Annotated in this window: 20 protein-coding genes; 17 read left to right on the forward strand and 3 right to left on the reverse strand. The window is 65.4% G+C overall.

The window, feature by feature from the left end; genetic code table 11:
* Position 1: 1 nt before the first annotated feature.
* From queF to ilvA, 3 genes are read right to left on the reverse strand one after another with little or no spacing between them, the layout of a single operon-like run.
* Entirely contained in the window at positions 2 to 826 is an 825-nt protein-coding gene (queF, locus tag P2869_RS01610) for an NADPH-dependent 7-cyano-7-deazaguanine reductase QueF (RefSeq protein ID WP_042299456.1), read from the reverse strand.
* Complete coding sequence (locus P2869_RS01615) at positions 823 to 1,725, reverse strand: 5'-nucleotidase (protein ID WP_277597271.1); 903 nt, start codon at positions 1,723 to 1,725, stop codon at positions 823 to 825. Before P2869_RS01615 ends, queF begins: the two co-directional genes overlap by 4 nt.
* Positions 1,726 to 1,770: 45 nt before the next feature.
* Positions 1,771 to 3,294: a threonine ammonia-lyase, biosynthetic gene (gene ilvA, locus P2869_RS01620; RefSeq protein WP_277597272.1), complete on the reverse strand. Its 1,524-nt coding sequence runs from the start codon at positions 3,292 to 3,294 to the stop codon at positions 1,771 to 1,773.
* Between the two features lie 465 nt (positions 3,295 to 3,759).
* Between ilvA and P2869_RS01625 the strand changes: the two genes are divergently transcribed.
* The 17 genes from P2869_RS01625 to P2869_RS01705 all read left to right on the forward strand — a co-directional run bounded on the left by P2869_RS01625 (position 3,760) and on the right by P2869_RS01705 (position 25,366).
* The gene (locus P2869_RS01625) at positions 3,760 to 7,872 is read left to right on the forward strand and encodes an FAD/FMN-binding oxidoreductase (RefSeq protein ID WP_277597273.1); all 4,113 of its coding nucleotides are present in this window, start codon (positions 3,760 to 3,762) and stop codon (positions 7,870 to 7,872) included.
* A gap of 42 nt (positions 7,873 to 7,914) precedes the next feature.
* The gene (locus P2869_RS01630; RefSeq protein ID WP_017772686.1) at positions 7,915 to 8,343 is read left to right on the forward strand and encodes an HIT family protein; all 429 of its coding nucleotides are present in this window, start codon (positions 7,915 to 7,917) and stop codon (positions 8,341 to 8,343) included.
* 8 nt (positions 8,344 to 8,351) lie between these two features.
* Positions 8,352 to 8,765 carry a DUF971 domain-containing protein gene (locus tag P2869_RS01635; protein WP_042299461.1) on the forward strand — a complete coding sequence of 138 codons (414 nt, stop codon included), beginning with the start codon at positions 8,352 to 8,354 and terminating at the stop codon, positions 8,763 to 8,765.
* A gap of 88 nt (positions 8,766 to 8,853) precedes the next feature.
* Positions 8,854 to 9,585 (forward strand): bifunctional demethylmenaquinone methyltransferase/2-methoxy-6-polyprenyl-1,4-benzoquinol methylase UbiE, encoded by a 732-nt coding sequence (gene ubiE / locus P2869_RS01640; RefSeq protein ID WP_277597274.1) that lies wholly within the window; start codon positions 8,854 to 8,856, stop codon positions 9,583 to 9,585.
* A 36-nt stretch (positions 9,586 to 9,621) separates the two neighbouring features.
* Positions 9,622 to 10,662 (forward strand): TIM44-like domain-containing protein, encoded by a 1,041-nt coding sequence (locus tag P2869_RS01645; RefSeq protein ID WP_277597275.1) that lies wholly within the window; start codon positions 9,622 to 9,624, stop codon positions 10,660 to 10,662.
* A 130-nt stretch (positions 10,663 to 10,792) separates the two neighbouring features.
* On the forward strand, positions 10,793 to 11,428 hold the full coding sequence (locus P2869_RS01650) for an SCP2 sterol-binding domain-containing protein (protein WP_017772690.1): 636 nt from the start codon (positions 10,793 to 10,795) through the stop codon (positions 11,426 to 11,428).
* A 15-nt stretch (positions 11,429 to 11,443) separates the two neighbouring features.
* Positions 11,444 to 13,024, forward strand: coding sequence for a ubiquinone biosynthesis regulatory protein kinase UbiB (gene ubiB, locus P2869_RS01655; RefSeq protein WP_026121020.1), 1,581 nt, complete (start codon positions 11,444 to 11,446; stop codon positions 13,022 to 13,024).
* Between the two features lie 52 nt (positions 13,025 to 13,076).
* On the forward strand, positions 13,077 to 13,769 hold the full coding sequence (locus P2869_RS01660; RefSeq protein WP_277597276.1) for a methyltransferase domain-containing protein: 693 nt from the start codon (positions 13,077 to 13,079) through the stop codon (positions 13,767 to 13,769).
* A 141-nt stretch (positions 13,770 to 13,910) separates the two neighbouring features.
* Positions 13,911 to 14,276 (forward strand): FmdB family zinc ribbon protein, encoded by a 366-nt coding sequence (locus tag P2869_RS01665; protein ID WP_126877638.1) that lies wholly within the window; start codon positions 13,911 to 13,913, stop codon positions 14,274 to 14,276.
* Positions 14,277 to 14,352: 76 nt separating this feature from the next.
* A complete protein-coding gene (locus tag P2869_RS01670) occupies positions 14,353 to 15,012 on the forward strand; it encodes a DUF502 domain-containing protein (RefSeq protein WP_017772694.1) in 660 nt (219 codons plus the stop codon).
* Positions 15,013 to 15,078: 66 nt separating this feature from the next.
* The gene (gene aspS / locus P2869_RS01675) at positions 15,079 to 16,881 is read left to right on the forward strand and encodes an aspartate--tRNA ligase (RefSeq protein ID WP_017772695.1); all 1,803 of its coding nucleotides are present in this window, start codon (positions 15,079 to 15,081) and stop codon (positions 16,879 to 16,881) included.
* Between the two features lie 210 nt (positions 16,882 to 17,091).
* Entirely contained in the window at positions 17,092 to 17,574 is a 483-nt protein-coding gene (nudB, locus tag P2869_RS01680) for a dihydroneopterin triphosphate diphosphatase (protein ID WP_277598179.1), read from the forward strand.
* Entirely contained in the window at positions 17,571 to 18,866 is a 1,296-nt protein-coding gene (gene clsB / locus P2869_RS01685) for a cardiolipin synthase ClsB (RefSeq protein WP_277597277.1), read from the forward strand. Before nudB ends, clsB begins: the two co-directional genes overlap by 4 nt.
* Before the next feature lie 237 nt (positions 18,867 to 19,103).
* Entirely contained in the window at positions 19,104 to 19,703 is a 600-nt protein-coding gene (locus tag P2869_RS01690; protein WP_017772698.1) for a TetR/AcrR family transcriptional regulator, read from the forward strand.
* 74 nt (positions 19,704 to 19,777) lie between these two features.
* Positions 19,778 to 21,565, forward strand: coding sequence for an acyl-CoA dehydrogenase C-terminal domain-containing protein (locus P2869_RS01695; RefSeq protein ID WP_277597278.1), 1,788 nt, complete (start codon positions 19,778 to 19,780; stop codon positions 21,563 to 21,565).
* A gap of 132 nt (positions 21,566 to 21,697) precedes the next feature.
* A complete protein-coding gene (locus tag P2869_RS01700; protein WP_277597279.1) occupies positions 21,698 to 24,136 on the forward strand; it encodes a 3-hydroxyacyl-CoA dehydrogenase/enoyl-CoA hydratase family protein in 2,439 nt (812 codons plus the stop codon).
* 30 nt (positions 24,137 to 24,166) lie between these two features.
* A complete protein-coding gene (locus P2869_RS01705; RefSeq protein ID WP_199541715.1) occupies positions 24,167 to 25,366 on the forward strand; it encodes an acetyl-CoA C-acyltransferase in 1,200 nt (399 codons plus the stop codon).
* The last annotated feature ends 114 nt before the right edge of the window (positions 25,367 to 25,480 follow it).

A 25,480-nucleotide genomic window follows, 5' to 3' on the forward strand; every position in this document is an offset into this window, starting at 1 on the left:
CTTACTGCCGGGCGAGCCGCGCGTTGTCCGGCATCGGCAGGTTGTAGTTGGTGCGGAACGGGTTGATGTCGAGCCCGCCGCGCCGCGTATAGCGCGCGTAGACCGCAAGCTTCACCGGCTGGCATTCGCGCAGGATGTCCACGAAGATGCGCTCCACGCATTGCTCGTGGAACCCCGTGTGGTTGCGGTACGAAATGATGTAGCGCAGCAGCCCGGCCTGGTCGATCTGCGGGCCGACGTAGTGGATCTGCACGCTGCCCCAGTCCGGCTGGCCCGTCACGGGGCAATTCGACTTCAGCAGGTTCGACACCAGCGTTTCTTCCACCGGCGCCTCGCCTAGTGCCGCGCGCAGCAGCGACGGGTCTGGATGGTAGACGTCGGCGTCGAGGTCGAGCCGGTCGAGCGAAAGCCCTTCGAACTCTTCGAACTGAAGCTTGGCGAATGCCGCAGGCGGGTCCAGCCGCACCGACACCGAGGCCCCGCACGCCGCCGCCACGTCGCGCTTGATGGTGTCGCGCACGGCCTCGATGGATTCGAATGGCGTCTGCGCGAACGACCCGAGGTAGAGCTTGAACGACTTCGATTCGACGATGTTCGGCGAGTCGGCCGGAATGAAGAACGTGGCCACGGCGATCTGCGGCTTGCCGCGCGGGGTGAGCCACGAAAGCTCGTAGGCGTTCCAGATGTCGGTGCCGAAGAACGGCAACTGCGCGCCAATGCCGATGGCTTCACGCGCCGCGGCGCGCGCAATCGGGAAAAGCAGCGTGGGATCGTACTGTTCGGTGTACGTGGCAGGTTTGCCGAGCGGTGACTGTTCGGGTGTCATGATGCGTTCACGATGCCACTCGCGACGTGCCCCGTCGCCGTGACGGCGCGGGCCGATTCGCAGTGGCGGATCTGGTCGTCGAAGAAAAAGTCCGGTTCGAATTCGCGCAGGAAGGCGCCCTTGTCGAGGCCGCCCAGGAACATCGCTTCGTCGATTTCGATGTTCCAGGCCATCAGCGTGCGAATGGCGCGCTCGTGCGCCGGGGCCGACCGCGCCGTGACGAGCGCGGTGCGGATGCGCATGGGCGAGGCTTCGTCCGCGAGTTTCTGCAGACGGTGCAGCGCTTCCAGCAGCGGCTTGAGCGGCCCAACGGCTAGCGGCAGCTCGCGATTGTCGCGCTCGTGGCTCACGAACGCGCGCAGCCCGTCGCGCTGGAAAATCTGCTCCGCTTCGTCGGAAAAGAGCACCGCATCGCCGTCGAACGCAATACGAATTTCGTCCGGATACCGGCTTGCCATTGTCGCCGATTCGGGCAGCACGCGTGCGGCGGGGAAACCGGCGGCGAGCGCGTCTCGCACGTCGTCGTGATTGGCCGACAAAAAGAGCGACGCGTTGAGCGGCTTCAGATAACCGAACGGCGGGCGGCCGCGCGTGAACACGCCGCGTTCGATGGCGAGCCCGTGTTCGCGGCACGAGCTGAACGCGCGCAGCCCGCTGATGGGGTCGCTGCGCGAGAGAATCGCCACTTCCACCCGATGCGCGCCGGTGTTCAGCGCGAGCAGCTTGCGGATCAGCGCGAACGCCACGCCGGGTCGCGCCGGCACCGTGAGGCGCTCGCGCTGGAGCGCCTCGTAGGCTTGCAGGTCGCCGGTCTCGAAAACGCGGTTTTCTTCCTCGAAGTCGAACAGCGCCCGCGACGAGATGGCGACGACCAGTTTGTCCGCGAGCGAGAGCGTCATGCGTGTGCGGTCCTGTTCCTGTTTTGCCAGCGGCGGCCGCAGCCGTTACGACAGGAACAGCCGGTAGACCGGGTTCGCCGTTTCTTCCCAGTTCGGATAGCCGAGCGTGGCAAGGAAGCGGCCGAACTCGGCGTCTTCCGCCTTCGGCACCTGGATGCCGACGAGGATCGAGCTGTAGTCCGCGCCCTGGTTGCGGTAGTGGAACAGGCTGATGTTCCAGTTCGGCGCCATCGAAGAAAGGAACTTCATGAGCGCGCCCGGCCGCTCCGGAAACTCGAAGCGAAAGAGCCGTTCGTCGTGCGCGAGCGGCGAGCGGCCGCCCACCATGTAGCGCACGTGCTGCTTGGAGAGCTCGTCGCCGGTGAGGTCGACCGTGGCGAAGCCGTGCGCCTCGAAGTTGGCGGCGATCTGCGCGGATTCGCCGCGGTTCTTGATCTGCACCCCGACGAAGATGTGCGCGGACTGCGCGTCGGCAATGCGGTAGTTGAATTCCGTCACGCTGCGCGTGCCCACCAGTGCGCAGAACCGCTTGAAGCTGCCGCGCTCTTCGGGAATGGTGACGGCGAACACGGCTTCGCGCGACTCGCCCACCTCGGCGCGCTCGGCCACGAAGCGCATGCGGTCGAAGTTCATGTTGGCGCCGGAGGTGATCGCGATTAGCGTCTCGCCTTCGATGCCTTCGCGTTCCGCGTACTGCTTCGCGCCTGCCACGGCGAGCGACCCGGCGGGTTCAAGCAGGCTGCGGGTGTCCTGAAACACGTCCTTGATCGCGGCGCACAGGGCGTCCGTATCCACGGTGATGACTTCGTCCAGCGTCTCGCGGCACACGCGGAACGTCTCTTCGCCCACGAGCTTCACCGCCGTGCCGTCCGAGAACAGACCCACCTCGTTGAGCGCCACGCGCTCGCCGGCCTTGATGGATTTGGCCATGGCGCACGAGTCCTCGGTCTGCACGCCGATGACCTTGATCTCCGGGCGCACCGCTTTCACGTACGACGCCACGCCGGACGCGAGGCCGCCGCCGCCGATCGGCACGAAGATCGCGTGGATGGGACCCTGGTGCTGGCTCAACATTTCCATCGCGATCGTGCCCTGGCCGGCGATGACGTCGGGGTCGTCGAACGGGTGCACGAAGGCGAGCTGGCGCTCCTCCTGAATCTTCAGGGCATGCGCGTAGGCGTCGCTATACGATTCGCCGGCCTGCACCACCTCCACCGTCGGGCCGCCGTGGGCGCGCACCGCGTCCACCTTCACCTGGGGCGTGGTGACCGGCACCACGATGACCGCCTTCACGCCGAGCCGCGCGGCCGAGTAGGCGACGCCCTGCGCGTGGTTGCCCGCCGACGCCGTGATGACGCCGCGCGCCCGCACGTCGGCGGGCAGATTGATCATCTTGTTGTAGGCGCCGCGCAGCTTGAACGAGAACACCGGCTGGTTGTCTTCGCGCTTCAGGTAAATGGCGTTGCGCATCCGTGCCGAGAGGTTCGGCGCATGTTCGAGTTCGGTCTCGCGGGCCACGTCGTAGACGCGTGCGGTGAGGATCTTCTTGAGATAGTCGTGGGGAGCCATGCTGGGGACGCGCGCCGCGTTCGGTGAGGAAGGGAAAGGACCAATGATAGCGCCATTGAGCACCGCTCAGGCCGCCGCCAGACGCCCCGCAAAGCCCCTGGCGGGGCAGGGTGGCGGTCGGCGCCGGCCTGGATCATGGGTTAGAATCGCGTTTTGGAACAAGGACCGAAAGATGCGCTGGCAGCCTCGGATCGCCCATTTGATGCCCGCGCGGCGCGAGACCCGCCCCGCGGCGCAGCGGCACGCCCGCCACGCACGATCGTGTAGCGGAATCTGAGCCAGCGAAGTCCCCGGCCAGTGCGGCAGCGTTCATCGCTCCAGCATGGCCGGCGCGGGCTTCACATCACGGTCGTCCGTAAATAGCAGACTATTTCGGACACGCTTCCCCAGAATGCGCCCCACGCGCACTGCCAGCCGGCGCTTACTGCACAGGTCCGCCGCGCTAGCCCACCGAGTCGTCCTAACATGAACGCACCTCAAGTTTTCGATCCCAACGGGGCCGCCGCGACGGTGGCCGCCGACGCCGAGCCGCGCCTGCGCGAAATTCCCTATAACTACACGTCGTTCTCCGACCGCGAAATCGTCATCCGGCTACTCGGGGAAGACGCGTGGACGGCGCTCTCGGAACTGCGCGAAGAGCGCCGCACGGGCCGCTCGGCGCGCATGCTCTACGAGGTGCTGGGCGACATCTGGGTGGTAAGGCGCAATCCGTATCTTCAGGACGATCTGCTCGACAACCCGAAGCGGCGCGACCTGCTGATCGGGGCGCTCAATCACCGGCTCGCGGAAATCGAAAAGCGCCGCCGCGCCGATCTGCAGGAGCACAGCGACGAGGCGGGCATCGACCGCGCCGCGCGCGTCGAAACGCTGGTGGGCGCTACGCGCCGCGCCATTGACGACTTCGCCGCCGAATTCGCCCGGATGGCCGAACTGCGGCGGCGCGCGACGAAGGTGCTGGGCCGCCGCACGCAGAAGGACAACATCCGCTTCGACGGCCTCGCGCGCGTTTCGCACGTGACGGACGCCACCGACTGGCGCGTCGAGTATCCGTTCGTCGTGCTCACGCCCGACACCGAAGCGGAGATCGCCGGCCTCGTGAAGGCCTGCTTCGAACTCGGTCTCACCGTGATTCCGCGCGGAGGCGGCACGGGCTACACGGGCGGTGCGGTGCCGCTCACGCCGTTCTCGGCCGTCATCAATACCGAAAAGCTGGAGCAGCTGGGCGCCGTCGAACTGACGGAACTGCCGGGCGTGGCCCGCAAGGTGCCCACCATCTATTCCGGCGCGGGCGTGGTCACGCGCCGTGTGACCGAGGCCGCCGAGCAGGCCGGCTATGTGTTCGCGGTGGACCCCACCTCGCTCGACGCGTCGTGCATCGGCGGCAACATTGCGATGAACGCGGGCGGCAAGAAGGCCGTGCTGTGGGGCACCGCGCTCGACAACCTGGCCTGGTGGCGCATGGTGGACCCGGAGGGCAACTGGCTCGAAGTCACGCGCCTCGAGCACAACCTCGGCAAGATCCACGACATCCCTGTGGCGCGCTTCGAGCTGAAGTGGTTCGACGGCGAACACGCGCCGGGCGAAAAGCTGCTGCGCACGGAGACGCTCGACATCGAGGGGCGGCGTTTCCGCAAGGAAGGGCTCGGCAAGGACGTTACCGACAAGTTTCTCGCCGGCCTGCCCGGCATCCAGAAGGAAGGCTGCGACGGGCTCATCACGTCCGGGCGCTGGGTGCTGCACAAGATGCCCGCGCACACGCGCACCGTCTGCCTCGAATTCTTCGGCCAGGCGCGCGAGGCGATTCCGAGCATCGTCGAAATCAAGGACTACCTGTTCGAGACGTCGAAGCAGGGCGGCGCGATTCTGGCCGGTCTGGAACACCTCGACGAGCGCTATCTGCGCGCCGTCGGTTACGCGACCAAGTCGAAGCGCAACGCGTTTCCGAAGATGGTGCTGATCGGCGACATCGTGGGCGACGACGCCGACGCGGTGGCCGCCGCCACCTCGGAAGTGGTGCGCATGGCCAACGGCAAGAGCGGTGAAGGCTTCGTCGCCGTGAGCGCCGAGGCGCGCAAGCGCTTCTGGCTGGACCGCAGCCGCACGGCCGCCATCGCGAAGCACACCAACGCGTTCAAGATCAACGAAGACGTCGTGATTCCGCTCGACCGCATGGGCGAGTACACGGACGGCATCGAGCGCATCAACATCGAGCTGTCGATCAAGAACAAGCTGCAACTGCTGGGCGCGCTGGAAGCGTTCTTCAAGGCGGGCAAGTTGCCGCTCGGCAAGAGCGACGACGCCAACGAGATTCCGAGCGCCGAGCTGCTGGAAGACCGCGTGCAGCAGGCGCTCGACCTGCTGCGGCACGTGCGCGCGCGCTGGGAATTCCTGCGCGATCACCTCGATATGCCGCTTGCCGAGGCGCAGCACCATCTGGTGCAACTGGGCTACGAGGCGCTGGCCGAAAAGTTCGCCGACCGCGTCGATGTGCAGGCCGACGCGAACGTCTTCCACGTCACCCAGGACCGGACGATCCGCGTGTCGTGGAAGCAGGAAATTCGCGCGGAACTGCGCCAGATCTTCAACGGCGGCGCGTTCAAGCCGATCCTCGACGAGGCTCAGGCCATCCACAAGCGGGTGCTGCGCGGCCGCGTGTTCGTCGCGCTGCACATGCACGCGGGCGACGGTAACGTCCACACGAACATCCCGGTCAATTCCGACAACTACGAGATGCTCCAGGACGCGCACGCCGCCGTGGCGCGCATCATGAAGCTCGCGCGTTCGCTGGATGGCGTGATTTCGGGCGAGCACGGCATCGGCATCACCAAGCTGGAATTCCTCACCGAAGACGAGATCGCCGAATTCCGCGCGTACAAGCAGCGCGTCGATCCGCAAGGCCGCTTCAACGCGGGCAAGCTGCTCGACGGCGCGGACCTGCGCAACGCCTACACGCCGAGCTTCGGACTCATGGGCTACGAGTCGCTCATCATGCAGCAGTCCGACATCGGCGCGATCTCCGCTTCGATCAAGGACTGTCTGCGCTGCGGCAAGTGCAAGCCGGTGTGCGCCACCCACGTGCCGCGCGCGAACCTGCTGTACAGCCCGCGCAACAAGATTCTCGCGACGTCGCTGCTGGTGGAGGCGTTCCTGTATGAGGAGCAGACGCGCCGCGGCGTGTCGATCAAGCATTGGGACGAGTTCAACGACGTGGCCGACCACTGCACGGTCTGCCACAAGTGCGTCACGCCCTGCCCGGTGAAGATCGACTTCGGCGATGTCTCCATGAACATGCGCAACCTGCTGCGCAAGATGGGCAAGAAGAAGTTCAACGCCGGCAGCGCGGCGGGCATGTTCTTCCTGAACGCCACCAACCCGCAGACCATCAACCTCGCGCGTACCGCGATGATGGGCTTCGGCTACAAGGCGCAGCGCCTCGGCAACGACCTGCTCAAGAAGGTCGTGAAGAAGCAGACGGCGCATCCGCCCGCCACCACGGGCAAGCCGCCCGTGGTGGAGCAGGTGATCCACTTCGTCAACAAGAAGATGCCGGGCAACTTGCCGAAGAAGACGGCGCGCGCGCTGCTCGACATCGAAGACAACAAGATCGTGCCGATCATCCGCAACCCGAAGACGACCACGGTCGATTCGGAAGCGGTGTTCTACTTCCCGGGCTGCGGCTCCGAGCGGCTGTTCTCGCAGGTGGGACTCGCCACCCAGGCCATGCTGTGGGAAGCGGGCGTGCAGACGGTGCTGCCGCCGGGCTACCTGTGCTGCGGTTACCCGCAGCGCGGCGCGGGCCAGTACGACAAGGCCGAGAAGATCGTCACCGACAACCGCGTGCTGTTCCACCGCGTGGCGAATACGCTCAACTATCTCGACATCAAGACCGTGGTGGTGTCGTGTGGCACCTGCTACGACCAGCTCGCGGGCTATGAATTCGAGAAGATCTTCCCGGGCTGCCGGATCATCGACATTCACGAGTTTCTGCTCGAAAAGGGCATCAAGCTCGACGGCGTGACGGGCACGCGCTACATGTACCACGACCCCTGCCACACGCCGATCAAGACGATCGACCCGGTGAAGCTCGTCAACGAACTCATGGGTTCGGAGAAGGACGGCTACCGCATCGAGAAGAACGACCGGTGCTGCGGCGAGTCGGGCACGCTGGCCGTCACGCGCCCGGACATTTCGACGCAGGTGCGCTTTCGCAAGGAAGAGGAAATCCGCAAGGGCGCGGCGAAGCTGCGCGGCATTCCGCTCGTGGCGCAAGCGGGCGCCAACGCGATCAACCCGGCCAACGCCGCGGCGGGGGCGGCCGGTGCCGCAGCGGGTTCGGTGCTCAAGGCCGGCGACGGTCCACAGCCGGCCGCGCCGCAAGCCAACAACGGCGCAGCGGACGTGAAGATCCTCACGAGCTGCCCGTCGTGTCTGCAAGGTCTCTCGCGCTACAACGAGGACGCCGGCATCGAGGCGGATTACATCGTCGTCGAAATTGCCCGCCATGTGCTGGGCGAAAACTGGATGGCGGATTATGTCGCGCGTGCGAACAATGGCGGAATCGAGCGCGTGCTGGTCTAATGGCACCGTTGCGGCATCCTGCCGATCTGCCTGAGGACAACGATGGATTGCGTATTCTGCCGTGAGGACGGCGGCGAGGTGCTTTGGCAGGACGACACCTTGCGTGTCGTCCTCGCCGACGAACTGGATTATCCCGGCTTTTGCCGGGTGATCTGGAACGCGCACGTTGCTGAGTTCTCCGATCTGGACGGCGGCGCGCGGGAACGGATCATGCACGCGGTGTACGCGGTCGAGCGCGCGCTGCGCCGCGTGATGCAGCCCGTCAAGGTGAATCTCGCGAGCCTCGGCAACCAGGTGCCGCATGTGCACTGGCACGTCATTCCGCGCTATTCGAACGACGCCCATTTCCCCATGCCGGTGTGGGCGCCGCGCCAGCGCACCGTGTCCGAAAAACTTCTCGCCGCGCGGCGCGCCCAAGCCACGTTGCTGCGCGACGCCGTGCGTAACGAAATCGAGCAGGCGCTCGCCTGAGGTCAATCATGAGTGGACTGAAACCCGATACGCCGGTGCCCACCGGCGTCGTCGTGCACGCGGTATCGCGCGTGCTGGAACTCCAATACGCCGATGGACGCAGCTACCGCGTGCCGTTCGAACTGATGCGCGTGTATTCGCCGTCGGCGGAAGTGCGCGGCCACGGGCCCGGCCAGGAGACGCTCCAGACGGGCAAGCGCGAAGTCACGATCACGGCGCTCGAAGGTGTGGGCAACTACGCGTTGCAGCCGACCTTCTCGGACGGTCACTCCACGGGCATCTATTCGTGGGACCTGCTCTATGACCTGGCCACGCGCCAGGACGAGCTGTGGGCCGAGTACTTCGCAAAACTGAAAGCAGCAGGCGTGGAGCGTGACGCGCCCATGCCCGCGCCGGCAGCCGCGCACGGCCACTGTCATTAATACCGATCCGGCCGCGCCCTGATACGATGGCGCCTGCCGCGTATGGCGCGGCGCAACAATTCCGAACCCGCGACAAAGGACCAGCGCGATGAGCAAAACCCACTTCGGCTATCAGACCGTCGACGAACAGGAAAAAGCGAAGAAGGTGGCGGGCGTGTTCCACTCGGTCGCCTCGAACTACGACCTGATGAACGACCTGATGTCGGGCGGGCTGCATCGCGCCTGGAAGGCCTTCACGATCGCCCAAGCGAAGGTGCGGCCGGGCGCCAGGGTGCTGGACATCGCGGGCGGCACGGGCGACCTCTCGAAGGCATTCGCGAAACAGGCCGGCCCGACGGGCGAGGTCTGGCACACCGACATCAATGAATCGATGCTGCGCGTGGGCCGCGACCGGCTGCTCGACAAGGGCGTCATCACGCCGGCACTGCTGTGCGACGCTGAGAAAATTCCCTTTCCGGACAACTACTTCGACGTGGTAACTGTCGCGTTCGGGCTGCGCAACATGACCCACAAGGACGCGGCGCTTGCCGAAATGCGCCGCGTGCTGAAACCGGGCGGCCGCGTGCTCGTGCTGGAGTTCTCGAAGGTATGGGAGCCGCTGCGCAAGTTCTACGACGTCTATTCGTTCAAGGTGCTGCCCTGGCTGGGCGACCGCTTCGCGAAAGACGCCGACAGCTACCGCTATCTCGCGGAATCGATCCGCATGCATCCGGACCAGGAAACTTTGAAGACGATGATGGAACAAGTCGGCCTTGAAGCCGTCAAATATTACAATTTGTCAGCTGGCGTGGTAGCCTTGCATGTCGCGACAAAGTATTAGCGTTCTCAACTCGTTGTCTTAAAAGGAATTTCAGTCATGTCTGATGCGCGCTCGAAGTCTTTCAAAGGTCTTTCTCCTTCGTGGGCGGCGCGGATCGGACGGTTCGCGGTAGTCGGTCTGGTGGTCGTGGCGACGTTCGCATCGCTCGATGCCGAAGCTCGGCGCATGGGTGGCGGTCGCACCATTGGCCGGCAGTCGTCTACCGTGACGCAGCGCCAGACTACGCCGCCGGCGCAGCAACCGGGGCAACCCTTGCAGCAGTCGGGCCAGACCGCTCAGGCGCAACGGGCGCCCGCACCCACTCCCACGCCGGCCGCGGCGCCTTCGCGTTCGCGCTGGCTCGGCCCGCTCGCAGGGCTCGCCGCGGGTCTCGGCATTGCCGCGCTGCTGTCTCACTTTGGCCTGGGTGAAGCGTTCGCCGGCATGATGGCGAACATCATCGTGATCGCGCTCATCGCCATGATCGCGATCTGGCTGATCCGCAAGTTCATGGGCCGTCGCCGCGACGCGAACCAGCCCGCTTACGGCGCAGCGGGTGCCGGTCGTGCGGACGCTTATGCGGACGCCTATCGCGCCGGCGATTTCAACTCGGCGCGTGATGCAGCGGAGCCGCGATTCTCGGGCATGTCGTCGCTGCCTGCGGCTGCGAGCCCGGCCGCGGCGGCTGCAACGGCGTTCGAGCCGGCCTCTCGGGTCGCTGTGCCGGCCGGTTTCGACACCGAGGCGTTCCTGCGCAATGCAAAGGTCAACTTCGTGCGCCTCCAGGCCGCCTGGGACGCCGGCAACATGGACGACATTCGCGAATTCACCACGCCGGAAATGTTCGCCGAAGTGAAGATCGATCTCGAGTCGCGCGGCGCGCAGGCGAACCAGACGGACGTGGTGCAACTCAACGCAGAACTGCTCGGCGTTGAAGACCGTGGCGGCGAGTATCTGGCCAGCGTGCAGTTCTCGGGTCTCATTCGCGAGACGGCGGGCGCGCCTGCCGAGCCGTTCCTCGAGGTATGGAACCTCTCGAAGTCGGCGCGTCGCGACGAAGGGTGGCTCCTCGCCGGCATCCAGCAGCTGACCCACTGACCGCACTGACGCACGTCGTATCGTCCGTCTGGCCGACCCCCGGTACGGCCCGGTTCGGACGTGACGGACGTTACAATAGGAACCCGCGCGTGGCCTTCGCCCGCGCGGGTTTTTATTCCTCCACGTGCCGATGACCCTCGCCGCCAAGCCCTTTGCCGCTGCCGTCAATCACCTGCTCGCCCGCGAAACGTGGGCGCTCGAGCGTCTCGCTCCCTACGCCGGCAAGACAGCCCGGCTTGCCTGCCCGCCCGTCGTTCTCACCCTGCTCGTGAAGCCGGACGGCTACCTGGCGGCCGTGGACGAGAGCGACGCACATGCGTTCGACGTCACTGTTTCCGTGCCCGCTGATGCCGTGCCTGCGTTCCTGCAGGGCGGTCAGGCGGCCGTCATGAAGCACGTGAAGATCGAGGGCGACGCCGAATTCGCCACAACCATCGCGAAGCTGGCCGAACATCTGCGCTGGGAGCCGGAAGAAGATCTGGCGCAACTCATTGGCGACGGCCCGGCGTGGCGCGTCTCGTCGTTCGTGCGCTCGGCTGGCGAACACGCGCGCCGGGCCGGGCGGAATCTGCTCGACTCGGTGGCCGAGTACCTGCTCGATGAAGACCCGCAACTGGTGCGCCGCGAAGCCCTTCAGGATTTCAGTGAGGAACTGGCCCGCGCGCGCGACACGCTTGCGCGCGTCGAGAAGCGCGTGGAGCGTCTGGAGCAGAAAATCGCTGGCGAGCGCTCGCGCACGACAGCTACATCGCGCCCGGCGCACTAGGTGATCGGGCCCGACATGCGTGTTCTGCGAGTTCTAAAGATCTTTTTCACCGTCATCCGTTTCGGACTCGACGAGATGATGCTCTCGCGCATCAACGACCGCCGCGTGCGGCTGTTGCTGCGTATCACCACTATCGGCCGGCGTTTCGACCAGCCGCCAGGGGTGCGGCTGCGGCTCGCGCTGGAAAGCCTGGGGCCGATCTTCGTCAAGTTCGGCCAGGTGCTGTCCACGCGTCGCGACTTGTTGCCTCTCGACATTGCCGATGAGCTGGCGCGCCTCCAGGACCAGGTGCCGCCGTTCGATTCGGATGTCGCCATTGGCCTCATCGAGAAGTCGCTGGGCGCGCCGGTAGGCGTGCTGTTCGACGACTTCGAGCGCGTGCCGGTGGCCAGCGCCTCGATTGCCCAGGTGCACTTCGCGAAGCTCAAGACCGGCGACCACGCGGGCAAGCCCGTGGCCATCAAGGTGCTGCGTCCCAACATGCGGCCCGTTATCGATTCCGACCTGGCGCTGCTGCGCGACCTCGCCGTGTGGGCCGAGCGGCTGTGGGCGGACGGCAAGCGGCTCAAGCCGCGCGAAGTGGTGGCCGAGTTCGACAAGTACCTGCACGACGAACTCGACCTCATGCGCGAGGCGGCCAACGGCAGCCAGTTGCGGCGCAATTTCGCGGGGCTCGACCTCCTGCTCGTGCCGGAGATGTACTGGGAGTTCTGCACGCCCACCGTGCTCGTCATGGAGCGCATGGTCGGGGTGCCCATCAGCCAGGTGGAGACGTTGCGCGCAGCCGGCGTGGACATTCCCAAGCTCGCCCGCGAAGGCGTGGAGATCTTCTTCACGCAGGTGTTTCGCGACGGCTTCTTCCACGCGGACATGCACCCCGGCAACATCCAGGTGAGTCTTGACCCCGCGCACTTCGGCCGCTACATCGCGCTCGACTTCGGGATCATTGGCGCGCTTTCGGACTTCGACAAGAACTACCTCGCGCAAAACTTCCTCGCCTTCTTCAAGCGCGATTACCACCGCGTCGCGACGCTGCACCTGGAGTCGGGCTGGGTGCCGCCCAATACGCGCGTGGAAGAACTGGAAAGCGCCATTCGCGCCGTTTGCGAGCCGTACTTCGACCGGGCGCTGAAAGACATTTCACTCGGCCAGGTGCTGATGCGTCTCTTCTCGACCTCGCGCCGCTTCAACGTTGAAATCCAGCCCCAACTGGTACTGCTGCAAAAGACCATGCTCAACGTGGAAGGTCTGGGCCGCTCGCTCGATCCCGACCTCGACTTGTGGAAGACCGCGAAGCCGTACCTCGAACGCTGGATGAACGAGCAGATCGGCTTGCGGGGCTGGTACGAACGACTGAGAATCGAAGCGCCGCAGTGGAGCAAGACGCTGCCGCAGTTGCCGCGCCTGATTCATCACGTGCTGGCGCAGCGCCACGACAATCCCCATGCAGGCACGAGCGACGAAGCGATGCGGTTGATCCTGCTGGAGCAGAAGCGGACCAACCGGCTGCTTCAAGGGCTGCTCATGTTCGGCCTCGCCGTGGGCGCCGGTGCCGTGGCCGCCCGCTTGTGGCTCGCGCTCGCGTACGGCGGCTGAACGGGCGGCGCGGCTGCTCCAGATCCGACAGCACCGAGGGAACCAACACGCCATGACCGATCCGACCCATCTGGCTGTGCCATCCGATGAACCGGGCAGTGCAGGAAAGACCGCCGCGCCAGCAGTTGCGCCGTCGGCCCCCGAATTCGAATCCCGCGATCCGCGCAACCCCGCGTTCTGGAACGAGCGCTTCGAGCAGGGATTTACTCCTTGGGACCAGGCTGGCGTGCCGCCCGCGTTCGAAACCTTCGCCGCGCGGCATCCGGGCGAGGCGATCGTGATCCCCGGCTGCGGCAGTGCCTGGGAAGCGTTGTGGCTCGCTCAACGTGGCCGCCAGGTGCGCGCCATCGATTTCTCACCGGCCGCCGTGGCCACGGCGCGCGCGCAGTTGGGCCCGCAGTACGCCCATGTCGTGGAGGAAGCGGACTTCTTCGCCTGGCAGCCGCCGTTCACGCCGGGTTGGGTCTACGAACGCGCCTTTTTGTGCGCCCTGCCGCGGGATTTTTGGGCGCGTTACGCTGCGCGCATGGCCGACATCCTGCCGGAAGGCGGCTTGCTCGCGGGTTTCTTCTTCATTGGGGCTACACCTAAAGGGCCGCCGTTCGGCATCGACCGCGCCGAGCTCGAGGCTCTGCTCGAACCCAATTTCATGCTCGTGGAAGACGAGCCAGTGTCCGGCTCGATACCGGTCTTTGCCGGCCGCGAGCGCTGGATGTCCTGGCAACGCCGCGCCGGCCGCTCTTGATCCGCGCGGTCTTCGCCCCCATCTGAGGGGCCGGTGGCCGCGCAACGCGCCGGCCGGTGAAATCGCCGGGCCGGCAGGCGTTTGCGGCTATAATTCAAGGCTTTGCAAGCGTTTATCAGATTTTCATCAGGGAACAGGATCATGCCGATCTACGCTTATCGTTGCGAATCGTGCGGCTTCCAGAAGGACGTGCTGCAAAAGATGAGCGATTCGCCTTTGACGCAGTGCCCCGAGTGCCAGAAGGACACCTTCCGCAAGCAGGTCACGGCGGCAGGCTTCCAGCTGAAAGGCTCCGGCTGGTACGTCACCGATTTTCGCGGCGGCAACAGTGGCGCCAGTGGCGCGAGCACGGGTGCGAAGAAGGAAACCGCGGCGGGGTCGTCGGAAACCGCTTCGGCCGGCAGCGACAGCGCGAGCGGCAGCAAGTCGGCGAGCGGTTCGGAAGGCACATCGGGCGCCGCACCGGCGACGACGTCCACCGCGGCCAGCACGACGGGCAGTCCCTGATACCCGAGCCGTCCCGTTCTGACCGAGGGGCGGCGCCCTCGCCGCGGCGCTTCGCCACGGCTCTCCGGCGGTACACATGACGACCAAGAAAGCGACGCTCAAATCGGTTTTCCTGACTGGCCTGCTCGTGCTGGTGCCTCTGGCCATCACGCTGTGGGTGCTCAATCTGATCATCGGCACGATGGATCAGACGTTGCTGCTGTTGCCGACAGCGTGGCAGCCCGAGCGCCTGTTCGGGTTCCATCTGCCGGGGCTCGGTGCGCTGCTTACGCTCGCGTTCGTCTTCGTTGTCGGCCTGCTGACCCAGAACCTCGTCGGGCAGAAGCTCGTGGAGGCGTGGAACGCCGTGGTGCGCCGCATTCCGGTGGTCGGTCCCATCTATACGAGCGTCAAGCAGGTGTCCGACACGCTGCTTTCCAGCAGTGGCAACGCGTTCCGCAAGGCGCTCCTGATCGAATACCCGCGTAAAGGTTCGTATACGATTGCGTTCTTGACCGGCATTCCCGGCGGCGACGTCGTGAATCACCTGAAGGAAGAATGCGTGAGCGTGTACGTGCCCACCACGCCTAATCCGACGTCGGGCTTTTTTCTCATGATCCCGCGCAGCGAGGTCGTCGAACTCGACATGACGGTCGACGCCGCGCTCAAGTACATCGTTTCGATGGGCGTCGTCGCGCCGTCGGCGCCGCATGTGGCGCCCGCGCCGCAGCGGCGCACCGTCGAGCCTCCGCTGTAACACCGGCTGGCGCCCGCCGTTGTGGGACGCAGCCGTTCAATTCCTGAATAACGAAAGACGAACATCATGTCGATGAGATCTGAATACTGCGGTCTGGTGACCGAACACCTGCTGGGCCAAACCGTGTCGCTGTGCGGCTGGGTGAGCCGGCGCCGCGACCACGGCGGCGTTATCTTCATCGACCTGCGCGACCGGGAAGGCCTCGTTCAGGTTGTCTGCGACCCGGACCGCGCCGAGATGTTCAAGACGGCCGAAGGCGTGCGCAACGAGTTCTGCGTGCAGGTGAAGGGCGTGGTGCGCAACCGTCCGGAAGGCACCACGAACGCGAACCTCACGAGCGGCAAGATCGAAGTGCTGTGCCACGAGCTGACCGTGCTGAACCCGTCGGTCACGCCGCCGTTCCAGCTCGACGACGACAACCTCTCGGAAACCACGCGCCTCACGCACCGCGTGCTCGACCTGCGCCGTCCGCAGATGCAGCACAACCTGCGCCTGCGCTACCGCGTGGCGATGGAAGTGCGCAAGTACCTCGACGCGAAGGGCTTCATCGACATCGAAACGCCGATGCTCACCAAGAGCACCCCGGAAGGTGCGCGCGACTACCTCGTGCCGTCGCGCGTGAACGCAGGCCAGTTCTTCGCGCTGCCGCAGTCGCCGCAGCTCTTCAAGCAGCTTCTGATGGTGGCGAACTTCGACCGCTACTACCAGATCGTGAAGTGCTTCCGCGACGAAGATCTGCGTGCCGACCGTCAGCCCGAGTTCACGCAGATCGACTGCGAAACGTCGTTCCTCGGCGAGCAGGAGATTCGCGACCTGTTCGAAGAGATGGCGCGCCACGTGTTCAAGGAAACGATCGGCGTCGAACTGGACGCGAAGTTCCCGGTGATGCAGTACTCGGAAGCCATGAGCCGCTTCGGCTCGGACAAGCCCGACCTGCGCGTGAAGCTCGAGTTCACGGAACTCACGGACGCCATGAAGGACGTCGACTTCAAGGTGTTCAGCACGCCGGCCAATACCAAGGACGGGCGCGTTGCGGCGCTGCGCGTGCCGAAGGGCGGTGAGCTTTCGCGTGGCGATATCGACAGCTACACGGAATTCGTGCGCATCTATGGCGCGAAGGGCCTGGCGTGGATCAAGGTCAACGAGGCTGCGAAGGGCCGCGACGGCCTGCAAAGCCCGATCGTGAAGAACCTGCATGATGCGGCCATCGCGGCGATCATCGAGCGCACCGGTGCTCAGGACGGCGACATCATCTTCTTTGCTGCGGACCGCGCGAAGGTGGTGAACGATAGCCTCGGCGCACTGCGCCTGAAGATCGGCCATTCGGAGTTCGGCAAGGCGAACGGTCTCGTCGAGGCCGGCTGGAAGCCGCTGTGGGTGATCGACTTCCCGATGTTCGAGTACGACGAGGAAGAGAACCGCTTCGTCGCTGCGCACCATCCGTTCACAAGCCCGAAGGACGAGCACATCGAGTATCTGGAAACGGATCCGGCCCGCTGCCTCGCGAAGGCCTACGACATGGTGCTGAACGGTTGGGAAATCGGCGGCGGTTCGGTGCGTATCCACCGCGAGGAAGTGCAGAGCAAGGTGTTCCGCGCGCTCAAGATCGGTCCGGAGGAAGCGCGCGCCAAGTTCGGCTTCCTGCTCGACGCGCTCCAGTATGGCGCGCCCCCGCACGGTGGCATTGCGTTCGGCCTCGACCGTATCGTCACGATGATGGCCGGCGCCGATTCGATCCGCGACGTGATCGCGTTCCCGAAGACGCAACGTGCGCAGTGCCTGCTCACCCAGGCGCCGAGCGAAGTGGACGAGCGTCAGTTGCGCGAACTCCACATCCGCCTGCGCACGCCGGAACAGAAGGCGCAGTAAGCCGCTGGCGTGGCCGCACGCAAGCGGCACACCGTTTCCGCACAGCACAGAAAAGGCGCGTCACGCGCCTTTTCTGCTTTTTGCGCTACATTCGTACTGGCCGGCTGCCAGGCGCCGCAAGCATCGAATGCATGGCGCCGATAGACAGCCGGCTTTCCCCGATTGCACCGCCGACATGCCCGCGCGCGGTTCGCGCTGCGCCTCGCCACCATGCCGAAGAAGATTCCGGAATCCGTTCTCGTCGTCATTCACACGCCGCAGCTCGACGTGCTCATCATCGAGCGCGCCGACCGTCCGGGCTTCTGGCAGTCCGTCACGGGTTCGAAAGACCGGCTCGACGAGCCGCTCACCGAAACCGCCGTGCGCGAGGTCGCCGAGGAAACGGGCATCGTCGTAGGATCGGCGGACGTGCCGTATACGTCGCTGTTCGACTGGCAGCATCAGATCGAGTACGAGATCTACCCCGTGTGGCGGCACCGCTATGAAGAAGGCGTGACGCGCAACGTCGAGCACTGGTTCAGCCTTGAAGTGCCGCAGCGGCTCGAAGTCACGCTCGCACCGCGTGAACACACCGCATTCCTCTGGTTGCCGTGGCAGGAAGCCGCGAGCCGTTGCTTCTCGTCATCGAACCGGGACGCCATTCTCCAGTTGCCCGCGCGACTCGATGCGCGCCGCCAGGCGCCCGCCCGATGACGGCGACGCGCGAATCGGCGGTGCCCGCGCGCCTGCCGCGGCTCGAACGGCTGGGCCGCACGTTGCTTGGCCGCCGCTACTGGTCGCGCTATCGCTTCACGGCGGGCAATACCGTGAAGCTCTTTTGCTCCGGGGACGAATACTTCGACGCGCTCGTTCAGCGTATCGACGCCGCCACGCGCGACGTCATGCTGGAAACCTACATCTTCTGCGACGACATGGCGGGCAGAGCCGTCTCGGACGCCCTGCTGCGCGCCGTGGGCCGCGGCGTGCGGGTGCGCGTCATTACCGACGGCATCGGCACCGGCCGGCTGCCGTTCTTCGATACGTGGGTGGCCGCGGGCATCGAGCATCGCATCTTCAATCCGCATCTATTCGGCCGCTTCGGCTTTGCGCGCACGCACCGCAAGCTCGCGGTGGTGGACGGCACGTTCGCCTGGTGCGGCGGCATCAATATCGTCGACGACTTCGACAACAATGGCACCCGTCTGCCGCACGCGCGCTGGGACTTCGCCGTCGAGTTGCGGGGCCCCGTGGTGGCGGACGTGCGCGAGGCGTTCGAACTGCAATGGCAGCGCATCGTGCTCGGCCACCGGCCACCCGTTCGGGCCGACGACGAGGGCGCGGCGATAGGCCCCGCATCGCACAGGCGATCCTCCTTTCTGCGCAACGCGTTCAGTGGCCGTTTCCGCGCGAGGCGCGTTTGTCCGAGAGGCGAGCCCTGCGTGGCCTTCGTCGCACGCGACAACGTCGTGAACCGGCGGGCCATCGAAAAGGCCTACCTCGCCGCGATCGGCCAGGCGCGCAAGGAAGTGCTGCTCGCGAATCCCTACTTCATGCCGGGGCGGCGCCTGCGACGGGCGTTGATCCACGCGGCGCAGCGCGGCGTGGAGGTGCGGCTCCTGATCGGCCGAAAGGAGTTCGCCGCGCTCGACTACGCGGTGCCGTTCCTGTACCACTCGCTGTTGAAGGCGGGCGTGCGCATTGCCGAGTATGAAAAGACGATGCTGCACGGAAAGGTGGCCGTGGTGGATTCGAACTGGGCCACGGTGGGTTCCTCGAACCTCGACGCGCTGAGCCTCGTGCTCAACAACGAGGCCAATGTGATGCTGGTGCTGCATCCGGAGATCGATGCATTACGCCATGCCATCCTCACCGCCTTCAACGAGTCGCGCCTGATCGACGAGGCCCGCTACGAAGCGCGGCCGGCCGCCGAGCGGCTGCTCAACTGGCTGGCCTACACGGCCTATCGGGCCACCATGAAGCTCCTGACGGTGGGCGGCTACGACTAGGCCGCGTTCAGACCAAACCCGTTTCCGCGCACTCATCCGACCCTGCACGCTGCCACACGCGACCCAGCACGCGCAATCGAGGAAATATCGGCTTCTGCTCGCCACCCCATGCGGCGCAGAATTAGAGTGCCTGTTAGACCCCGGTTTCTAATAAAGTCCTTGTTCAGCGGGCGGTCGTACCCAACAATAGTACGGCCGTTCGATTTTATTTCGGTCACATCGTAACGGTATAAAGCTATGCGAAAAGGCGAACAGACGCGAGCCGCAATTCTCGATGCAGCACTCGACCTGGCCAGCCGGGATGGACTCGAAGGTCTGACCATCGGTTTGCTGGCCGAGCGTATGCAGATGAGCAAGAGCGGGGTGTTCGCGCATTTCGGGTCGCGCGAAGACTTGCAGGTGGAAGTGGTGCGTGAGTATCACCGCCGTTTCGAGGAGGAAGTGTTCTTCCCGAGCCTGCGCGAACCACGCGGTCTGCCGCGTTTGCGCGCCATGCTGTCGCGCTGGATGGAGAAGCGCATTCAGGAAGTCACCACTGGATGCATCTACATCAGCGGTGCGGTCGAGTACGACGACCGTGCGGACAGCGCTGTGCGCGAGCAGTTGGTGGCCAGCGTCACGATGTGGCGCGCCGCGCTCATGCGGGCCATTTCGCAGGCAATGGAAGAAGGGCATCTGCGCGCCGATACCGATCCGCAGTTGATGCTCTTCGAGTTGTACAGCTTCACGCTCGGCCTGCATCACGACGCACGCTTCCTGCATCTACCCGATGCCGTGCGCCTGACGTGGGCCGCGCTGGAAAAGCTGATCGTTTCGTATCAGAGCGAAAGCCGCTAGCGGGACACGGCGCGGTCGGCACCGCGCCGCAAGCAGCGGCGAGCTTGTCAGTCCTCATCCTTGGAGAAGAAGTCATGGGACAGTACGCCCCGCCGCTGCGCGATATGCAATTCGTGCTGCATGAACTGCTGAACGTCGAAGCCGAAGTGAAGCAAATGCCGAAGCACGCGGACCTCGACGCCGACACCGTCAACCAGGTGCTCGAAGAGGCCGGCAAGTTCTGCTCCGAAGTGCTGTTCCCGCTGAACCAGGTCGGCGACCGCGAAGGCTGCACCTACGCCGGCGACGGCGTGGTGACCACGCCCACAGGGTTCAAGGAGGCGTACCAGCAGTACGTCGAGGCCGGGTGGCCCGCACTCGGTTGCGATCCCGAATTCGGCGGCCAGGGCCTGCCCGCGTTCGTGAACAACGCACTCTACGAAATGCTGAACTCGTCCAACCAGGCGTGGACGATGTACCCCGGTCTCTCGCACGGCGCCTACGAATGCCTGCATGCGCATGGCACGCCGGAGCAGCAGAAGACCTATCTGCCGAAGATCGTCTCCGGCGTCTGGACCGGCACCATGTGCCTCACTGAACCGCACTGCGGCACCGACCTCGGCATCCTGCGCACGAAGGCGGAGCCGAACGGCGACGGCTCGTATGCCATCACCGGCACCAAGATCTTCATCTCCGCGGGCGAACACGACCTCGCCGAGAACATCATTCACCTCGTGCTGGCCCGTCTGCCCGATGCGCCGGCCGGCACGAAGGGCATCTCGCTTTTCATCGTGCCGAAGTTCATTCCCGATGCAGCGGGCGAACCCGGCGAGCGTAACGGCGTGAAATGCGGCTCCATCGAACACAAGATGGGCATTCACGGCAACGCCACGGCGGTGATCAATCTCGACAACGCGAAGGGCTGGCTCGTCGGCGAGCCGAACAAGGGCCTCAACGCGATGTTCGTGATGATGAACGCGGCGCGTCTTGGCGTCGGCATGCAAGGCCTCGGCCTCACCGAGGTCGCGTACCAGAACGCGCTGGTCTACGCGAAAGAGCGTCTGCAGATGCGCTCGCTTACCGGCCCGAAGGCGCCGGACAAGCCTGCCGATCCCATCATCGTGCACCCCGACGTCCGCCGCATCCTGCTCACGCAAAAGGCCTACCTGGAAGCGGGCCGCGCGTTCTCGTACTGGACCGCGCTGCAGATCGACCGCGAGCTGTCGCACAGCGACGAGTCCGTGCGCAAGGAAGCCGCCGACCTCGTCGCGCTGCTCACGCCGATCATCAAGGCGTTCCTCACCGACAACGCATTCGAGTGCACCAACCACGCGCTGCAGGTGTACGGCGGCCACGGCTTCATCGCCGAATGGGGCATGGAGCAATACGTGCGCGACGCCCGCATCAACATGATCTACGAAGGCACCAACGCCGTTCAGTCGCTCGACCTGCTCGGTCGCAAGGTGCTGGGCGACATGGGCGCCAAGCTGAAGAAGTTCGGCAAGCTCGTGAGCGACTTCGTGGAAGAGGAAGGCGTGAAGCCCGAGATGCAGGAGTTCGTGAACCCGCTCGCCGACATCGGCGACAAGGTGCAGAAGCTCACCATGGAAATCGGCATGAAGGCGATGCAGAACCCCGACGAAGTGGGCGCCGCCGCCGTGCCGTATCTGCGCACCGTGGGCCACCTGGTGTTCTCGTACTTCTGGGCGCGCATGGCGCGCATCGCGCTGGACAAGGAAGCGTCCGGCGACCCGTTCTACAAGTCCAAGCTGGCTACCGCACGCTTCTACTTCGCGAAGCTGCTGCCTGAAACGGCGACCACGATCCGCCAGGCGCGCGCGGGTGCGAAGCCGCTGATGGATATCGACGAAGCGCTGTTCTAAGCGCTCGCTGGCCTGCCTCGCGTGTCCGACGGCGTGATCGCCGCGCCGCACGCGAGGCCGCCACGGTCCCGACATACCCCCGCACATTCCATTCAATTCGCTCGACATTGCACATTCCGCTGGAGGAACAACGTGAGCAATCTGATCATTCGCAAGGTGGCCGTGCTCGGCGCCGGCGTGATGGGCGCGCAGATCGCCGCGCACCTGATCAACGCCCGGGTGCCCGTGCTGCTGTTCGACCTGCCCGCCAAGGAAGGTCCGAAGAACGCGATCGCGCTGAAGGCGATCGAGAACCTCAAAAAGCTGTCGCCCGCGCCGTTCGGCGTGAAGGATGACGCGCAGTACATCGAGCCCGCCAACTACGAGGACGACCTCGCGAAGCTGGCCGGGTGCGACGTCGTGATCGAGGCCATCGCCGAGCGCATGGACTGGAAGCACGACCTCTACAAGAAGGTGGCGCCGCACATCGGCGCGAACGCGATCTTCGCGTCCAATACGTCGGGCCTCTCGATCACGGCGCTTTCCGACGGTTTTTCGGACGAGTTGAAGGCGCGCTTCTGTGGTGTGCATTTCTTCAATCCGCCGCGCTACATGCATCTCGTGGAGTTGATCCCCACGGCGCACACGCGGCCCGAGATTCTCGACCAGCTCGAAACGTTCCTCACGAGCGCCGTGGGCAAGGGCGTGGTGCGGGCGAAAGACACGCCCAACTTCATCGCGAACCGCGTCGGCATCTTCTCGATTCTCGCGGTGGTGGCGGAAGCCCAGAAGTTCGGCCTGCGCTTCGACGAAGTGGACGACCTGACCGGCAGCCGGCTGGGCCGCGCGAAGTCGGCCACGTTCCGCACCGCAGACGTGGTGGGCCTCGACACCATGGCCCACGTCATCAAGACGATGCAGGACAACCTCGCAGACGACCCGTTCTATCCCGTCTACGAGACGCCCGCGGTGCTCGCCGCGCTCGTGCAGAAGGGCGCGCTCGGGCAGAAGAGCGGCGCGGGCTTCTATCGCAAGGAAGGCAAGGCGATCAAGGTGCTCGACGCCAAAACGGGCGAGTACGTGGAAGCCGGCGCGAAAGCCGACGAACTGGTGGGCCGCATCCTCAAGCGCCCGCCGGCCGAACGCCTGAAGCTGCTGCGTGAATCCACGCATCCGCAGGCGCAGTTCCTGTGGTCGATTTTCCGCGACGTGTTCCACTACATCGCCGTGCATCTCGAATCCATTGCGGACAACGCGCGCGACGTCGATCTCGCTATCCGCTGGGGCTTCGGATGGAACGAAGGTCCGTTCGAAGGCTGGCAGACGGCGGGCTGGAAGCAGGTGGCCGAATGGGTGCAGGACGACATCACCGCGGGCAAGGCGCTCGCGAACGTGCCGCTGCCTGCGTGGGTGTTCGAAGGAGCAGTCGCCGAGAAGGGCGGCGTGCATACGGCCGAAGGCTCGTGGTCGCCCGCGGCGAAGCGCTTCGTGCCGCGCTCGTCGCTCTCCGTCTACGAACGCCAGGTATTCCGCGCGCCGCTGCAAGGCGAGACGGGCGCGGACCCGAAGACCTTCGGCAAGACGCTCTTCGAGACCGACCACGTGCGTGCCTGGGTGGACGACCGCGCGGGCGAAGACGACGTCGTGATCGTTTCGTTCAAGAGCAAGATGAACACCATCGGCCCGGGCGTAATCGACGGGCTCACGCAGGCTATCGAACTCGCGGAGCAGTCGTATCGCGCGGTGGTGGTGTGGCAGCCCACCTCGCTCAAGCTCGGCGCGCCGGGCGGCCCGTTCTCGGCGGGTGCGAACCTCGAAGAAGCGATGCCGGCGTTCATGATGGGCGGCGCGAAAGGCATCGAGCCGTTCGTCAAAAAATTCCAGCAAGGCATGCTGCGCGTGAAGTACGCGAACGTGCCCGTGGTGTCCGCCGTGTCGGGCATCGCGCTCGGCGGTGGCTGCGAGCTGCTGCTGCATAGCGCGAAGCGCGTGGCGCACATCGAGAGCTACGTCGGCCTCGTCGAGGTGGGCGTGGGTCTCGTGCCCGCAGGCGGCGGCTTGAAGGAAGCGGCGCTGCGCGCGGCGCAAGCCGCAGACGCCGTGGGCGCGAACCCGAGCGATCTGCTGCGCTTCGTGCAGAAGTCGTTCGAAAACGCGGCGATGGCGAAGGTCTCGGCTTCCGCGCTCGAAGCGCGTGCGATGGGCTACCTGAAGCCTTCGGACACCATCGTCTTCAACGTGTTCGAGCTGCTCGACACGGCGAAGAAGGAAGCGCGTGCGCTCGCCGCCGCAGGCTATCGTGCGCCGCTGCGTGCGACGCAGGTGCCGGTGGCCGGCCGCTCGGTGATTGCGACCATCAAGGCGTCGCTCGTCAACATGCGCGACGGCCGCTTCATCAGCGATCACGATTTCCTGATTGCGAGCCGTATTGCCGAAGCGGTGTGCGGCGGCGACGTCGAAGCCGGCAGCCTCGTCGACGAAGAATGGCTGCTCGCGCTGGAGCGTCGCGCGTTCGTCGACCTGCTCGGCACGCAGAAGACGCAGGAACGAATCATGGGCATGTTGCAGACCGGCAAGCCGGTGCGCAACTGAAGCGGCGAGTCATTCGGATCGGAGTCTCACATGAGCAAACAGTTACAGGATGCATATATCGTCGCCGCGAGCCGCACGCCCATTGGCAAGGCGCCGCGCGGGGTGTTCCGGAACACGCGGCCTGACGAGCTGCTGGTGCACGCGATCAGGTCCGCGGTGGCGCAGGTGCCGGGGCTCGACACGAAGGTGATCGAAGACGCGATCGTCGGTTGCGCCATTCCCGAAGCGGAGCAGGGCCTCAACGTGGCGCGCATGGGCGCGCTGCTCGCGGGCTTGCCGAACACGGTGGGCGGCGTCACGGTGAACCGCTTCTGCGCCTCGGGCGTGACGGCACTCGCCATGGCGGCAGACCGCATTCGTGTGGGCGAAGCGGACGCCATGATCGCGGGTGGCTGCGAGTCGATGAGCATGGTGCCGATGATGGGCAACAAGCCGTCGATGTCGCCGCACATCTTCGACGCCAACGAGAACATCGGTATCGCCTACGGCATGGGCCTCACGGCCGAGCGCGTGGCCGAGCGCTGGAAGGTGAGCCGCGAAGCGCAGGACGCGTTCTCGCTCGAATCGCATCGCCGGGCGATTGCTGCGCAACAGGCGGGCGAGTTCAAGGACGAGATCGCGCCGTACACCGTGACCGAACGCGTGCCGGATCTCACGAGCGGCGAAGTGAAGGTGAAGACGCGCGAAGTTGCGCTCGACGAAGGTCCGCGCGCGGACACGTCGCTGGAAGGCCTCGCGAAACTGCGCACCGTGTTCGCCAACAAGGGATCGGTGACGGCGGGCAACAGCTCGCAGACCTCGGACGGTGCGGGCGCGCTGATCGTGGTGTCGGAGAAGATCCTCAAGCAGTTCAACCTCACGCCGCTCGCGCGCTTCGTGAGCTTTGCGGTGCGCGGCGTGCCGCCGGAGATCATGGGCATCGGGCCGAAGGAAGCCATTCCGGCGGCGCTGAAGGCCGCGGGTCTCACGCAGGACGACATCGACTGGATCGAGCTGAACGAGGCGTTCGCCGCGCAGTCGCTCGCCGTGATCCAGGACCTGGGCCTCGATCCCGCGAAGGTGAACCCGATGGGCGGCGCGATTGCGCTGGGCCATCCGCTCGGCGCCACGGGCGCGATTCGTGCGGCGACGGTCGTGCATGCGCTGCGCCGTCGCAACCTGCGCTACGGCATGGTGACGATGTGCGTGGGCACCGGCATGGGCGCGGCCGGCATCATCGAGCGCCTGTAAGGTGCAGGCCGCTTCTTCGCATGCTCGCTTGCCCGGGCAGCGAGGAGACACCGTAAAGGCATGAACGGTTCGCAGGTCGCGAGGCTTGCGAACCGTTTTCGTTCAACGGAGGAG

This window comes from Paraburkholderia sp. SUR17 (assembly GCF_029536165.1).
Lineage (GTDB): Bacteria > Pseudomonadota > Gammaproteobacteria > Burkholderiales > Burkholderiaceae > Paraburkholderia > Paraburkholderia kururiensis.

Coding starts and splice junctions, on each gene's coding strand:
- P2869_RS01630 (WP_017772686.1), top strand. CDS start 7,915: ATGGATTGCGTATTCTGCCGTGAGGACGGCGGCGAGGTGCTTTGGCAG.
- ubiB (WP_026121020.1), top strand. CDS start 11,444: ATGCGTGTTCTGCGAGTTCTAAAGATCTTTTTCACCGTCATCCGTTTC.
- aspS (WP_017772695.1), top strand. CDS start 15,079: ATGTCGATGAGATCTGAATACTGCGGTCTGGTGACCGAACACCTGCTG.
- queF (WP_042299456.1), bottom strand. CDS start 826: ATGACACCCGAACAGTCACCGCTCGGCAAACCTGCCACGTACACCGAA.
- P2869_RS01635 (WP_042299461.1), top strand. CDS start 8,352: ATGAGTGGACTGAAACCCGATACGCCGGTGCCCACCGGCGTCGTCGTG.
- P2869_RS01615 (WP_277597271.1), bottom strand. CDS start 1,725: ATGACGCTCTCGCTCGCGGACAAACTGGTCGTCGCCATCTCGTCGCGG.
- ubiE (WP_277597274.1), top strand. CDS start 8,854: ATGAGCAAAACCCACTTCGGCTATCAGACCGTCGACGAACAGGAAAAA.
- P2869_RS01690 (WP_017772698.1), top strand. CDS start 19,104: ATGCGAAAAGGCGAACAGACGCGAGCCGCAATTCTCGATGCAGCACTC.
- P2869_RS01645 (WP_277597275.1), top strand. CDS start 9,622: ATGTCTGATGCGCGCTCGAAGTCTTTCAAAGGTCTTTCTCCTTCGTGG.
- ilvA (WP_277597272.1), bottom strand. CDS start 3,294: ATGGCTCCCCACGACTATCTCAAGAAGATCCTCACCGCACGCGTCTAC.
- P2869_RS01625 (WP_277597273.1), top strand. CDS start 3,760: ATGAACGCACCTCAAGTTTTCGATCCCAACGGGGCCGCCGCGACGGTG.
- clsB (WP_277597277.1), top strand. CDS start 17,571: ATGACGGCGACGCGCGAATCGGCGGTGCCCGCGCGCCTGCCGCGGCTC.
- nudB (WP_277598179.1), top strand. CDS start 17,092: ATGCCGAAGAAGATTCCGGAATCCGTTCTCGTCGTCATTCACACGCCG.
- P2869_RS01670 (WP_017772694.1), top strand. CDS start 14,353: ATGACGACCAAGAAAGCGACGCTCAAATCGGTTTTCCTGACTGGCCTG.
- P2869_RS01650 (WP_017772690.1), top strand. CDS start 10,793: ATGACCCTCGCCGCCAAGCCCTTTGCCGCTGCCGTCAATCACCTGCTC.
- P2869_RS01705 (WP_199541715.1), top strand. CDS start 24,167: ATGAGCAAACAGTTACAGGATGCATATATCGTCGCCGCGAGCCGCACG.
- P2869_RS01695 (WP_277597278.1), top strand. CDS start 19,778: ATGGGACAGTACGCCCCGCCGCTGCGCGATATGCAATTCGTGCTGCAT.
- P2869_RS01665 (WP_126877638.1), top strand. CDS start 13,911: ATGCCGATCTACGCTTATCGTTGCGAATCGTGCGGCTTCCAGAAGGAC.
- P2869_RS01660 (WP_277597276.1), top strand. CDS start 13,077: ATGACCGATCCGACCCATCTGGCTGTGCCATCCGATGAACCGGGCAGT.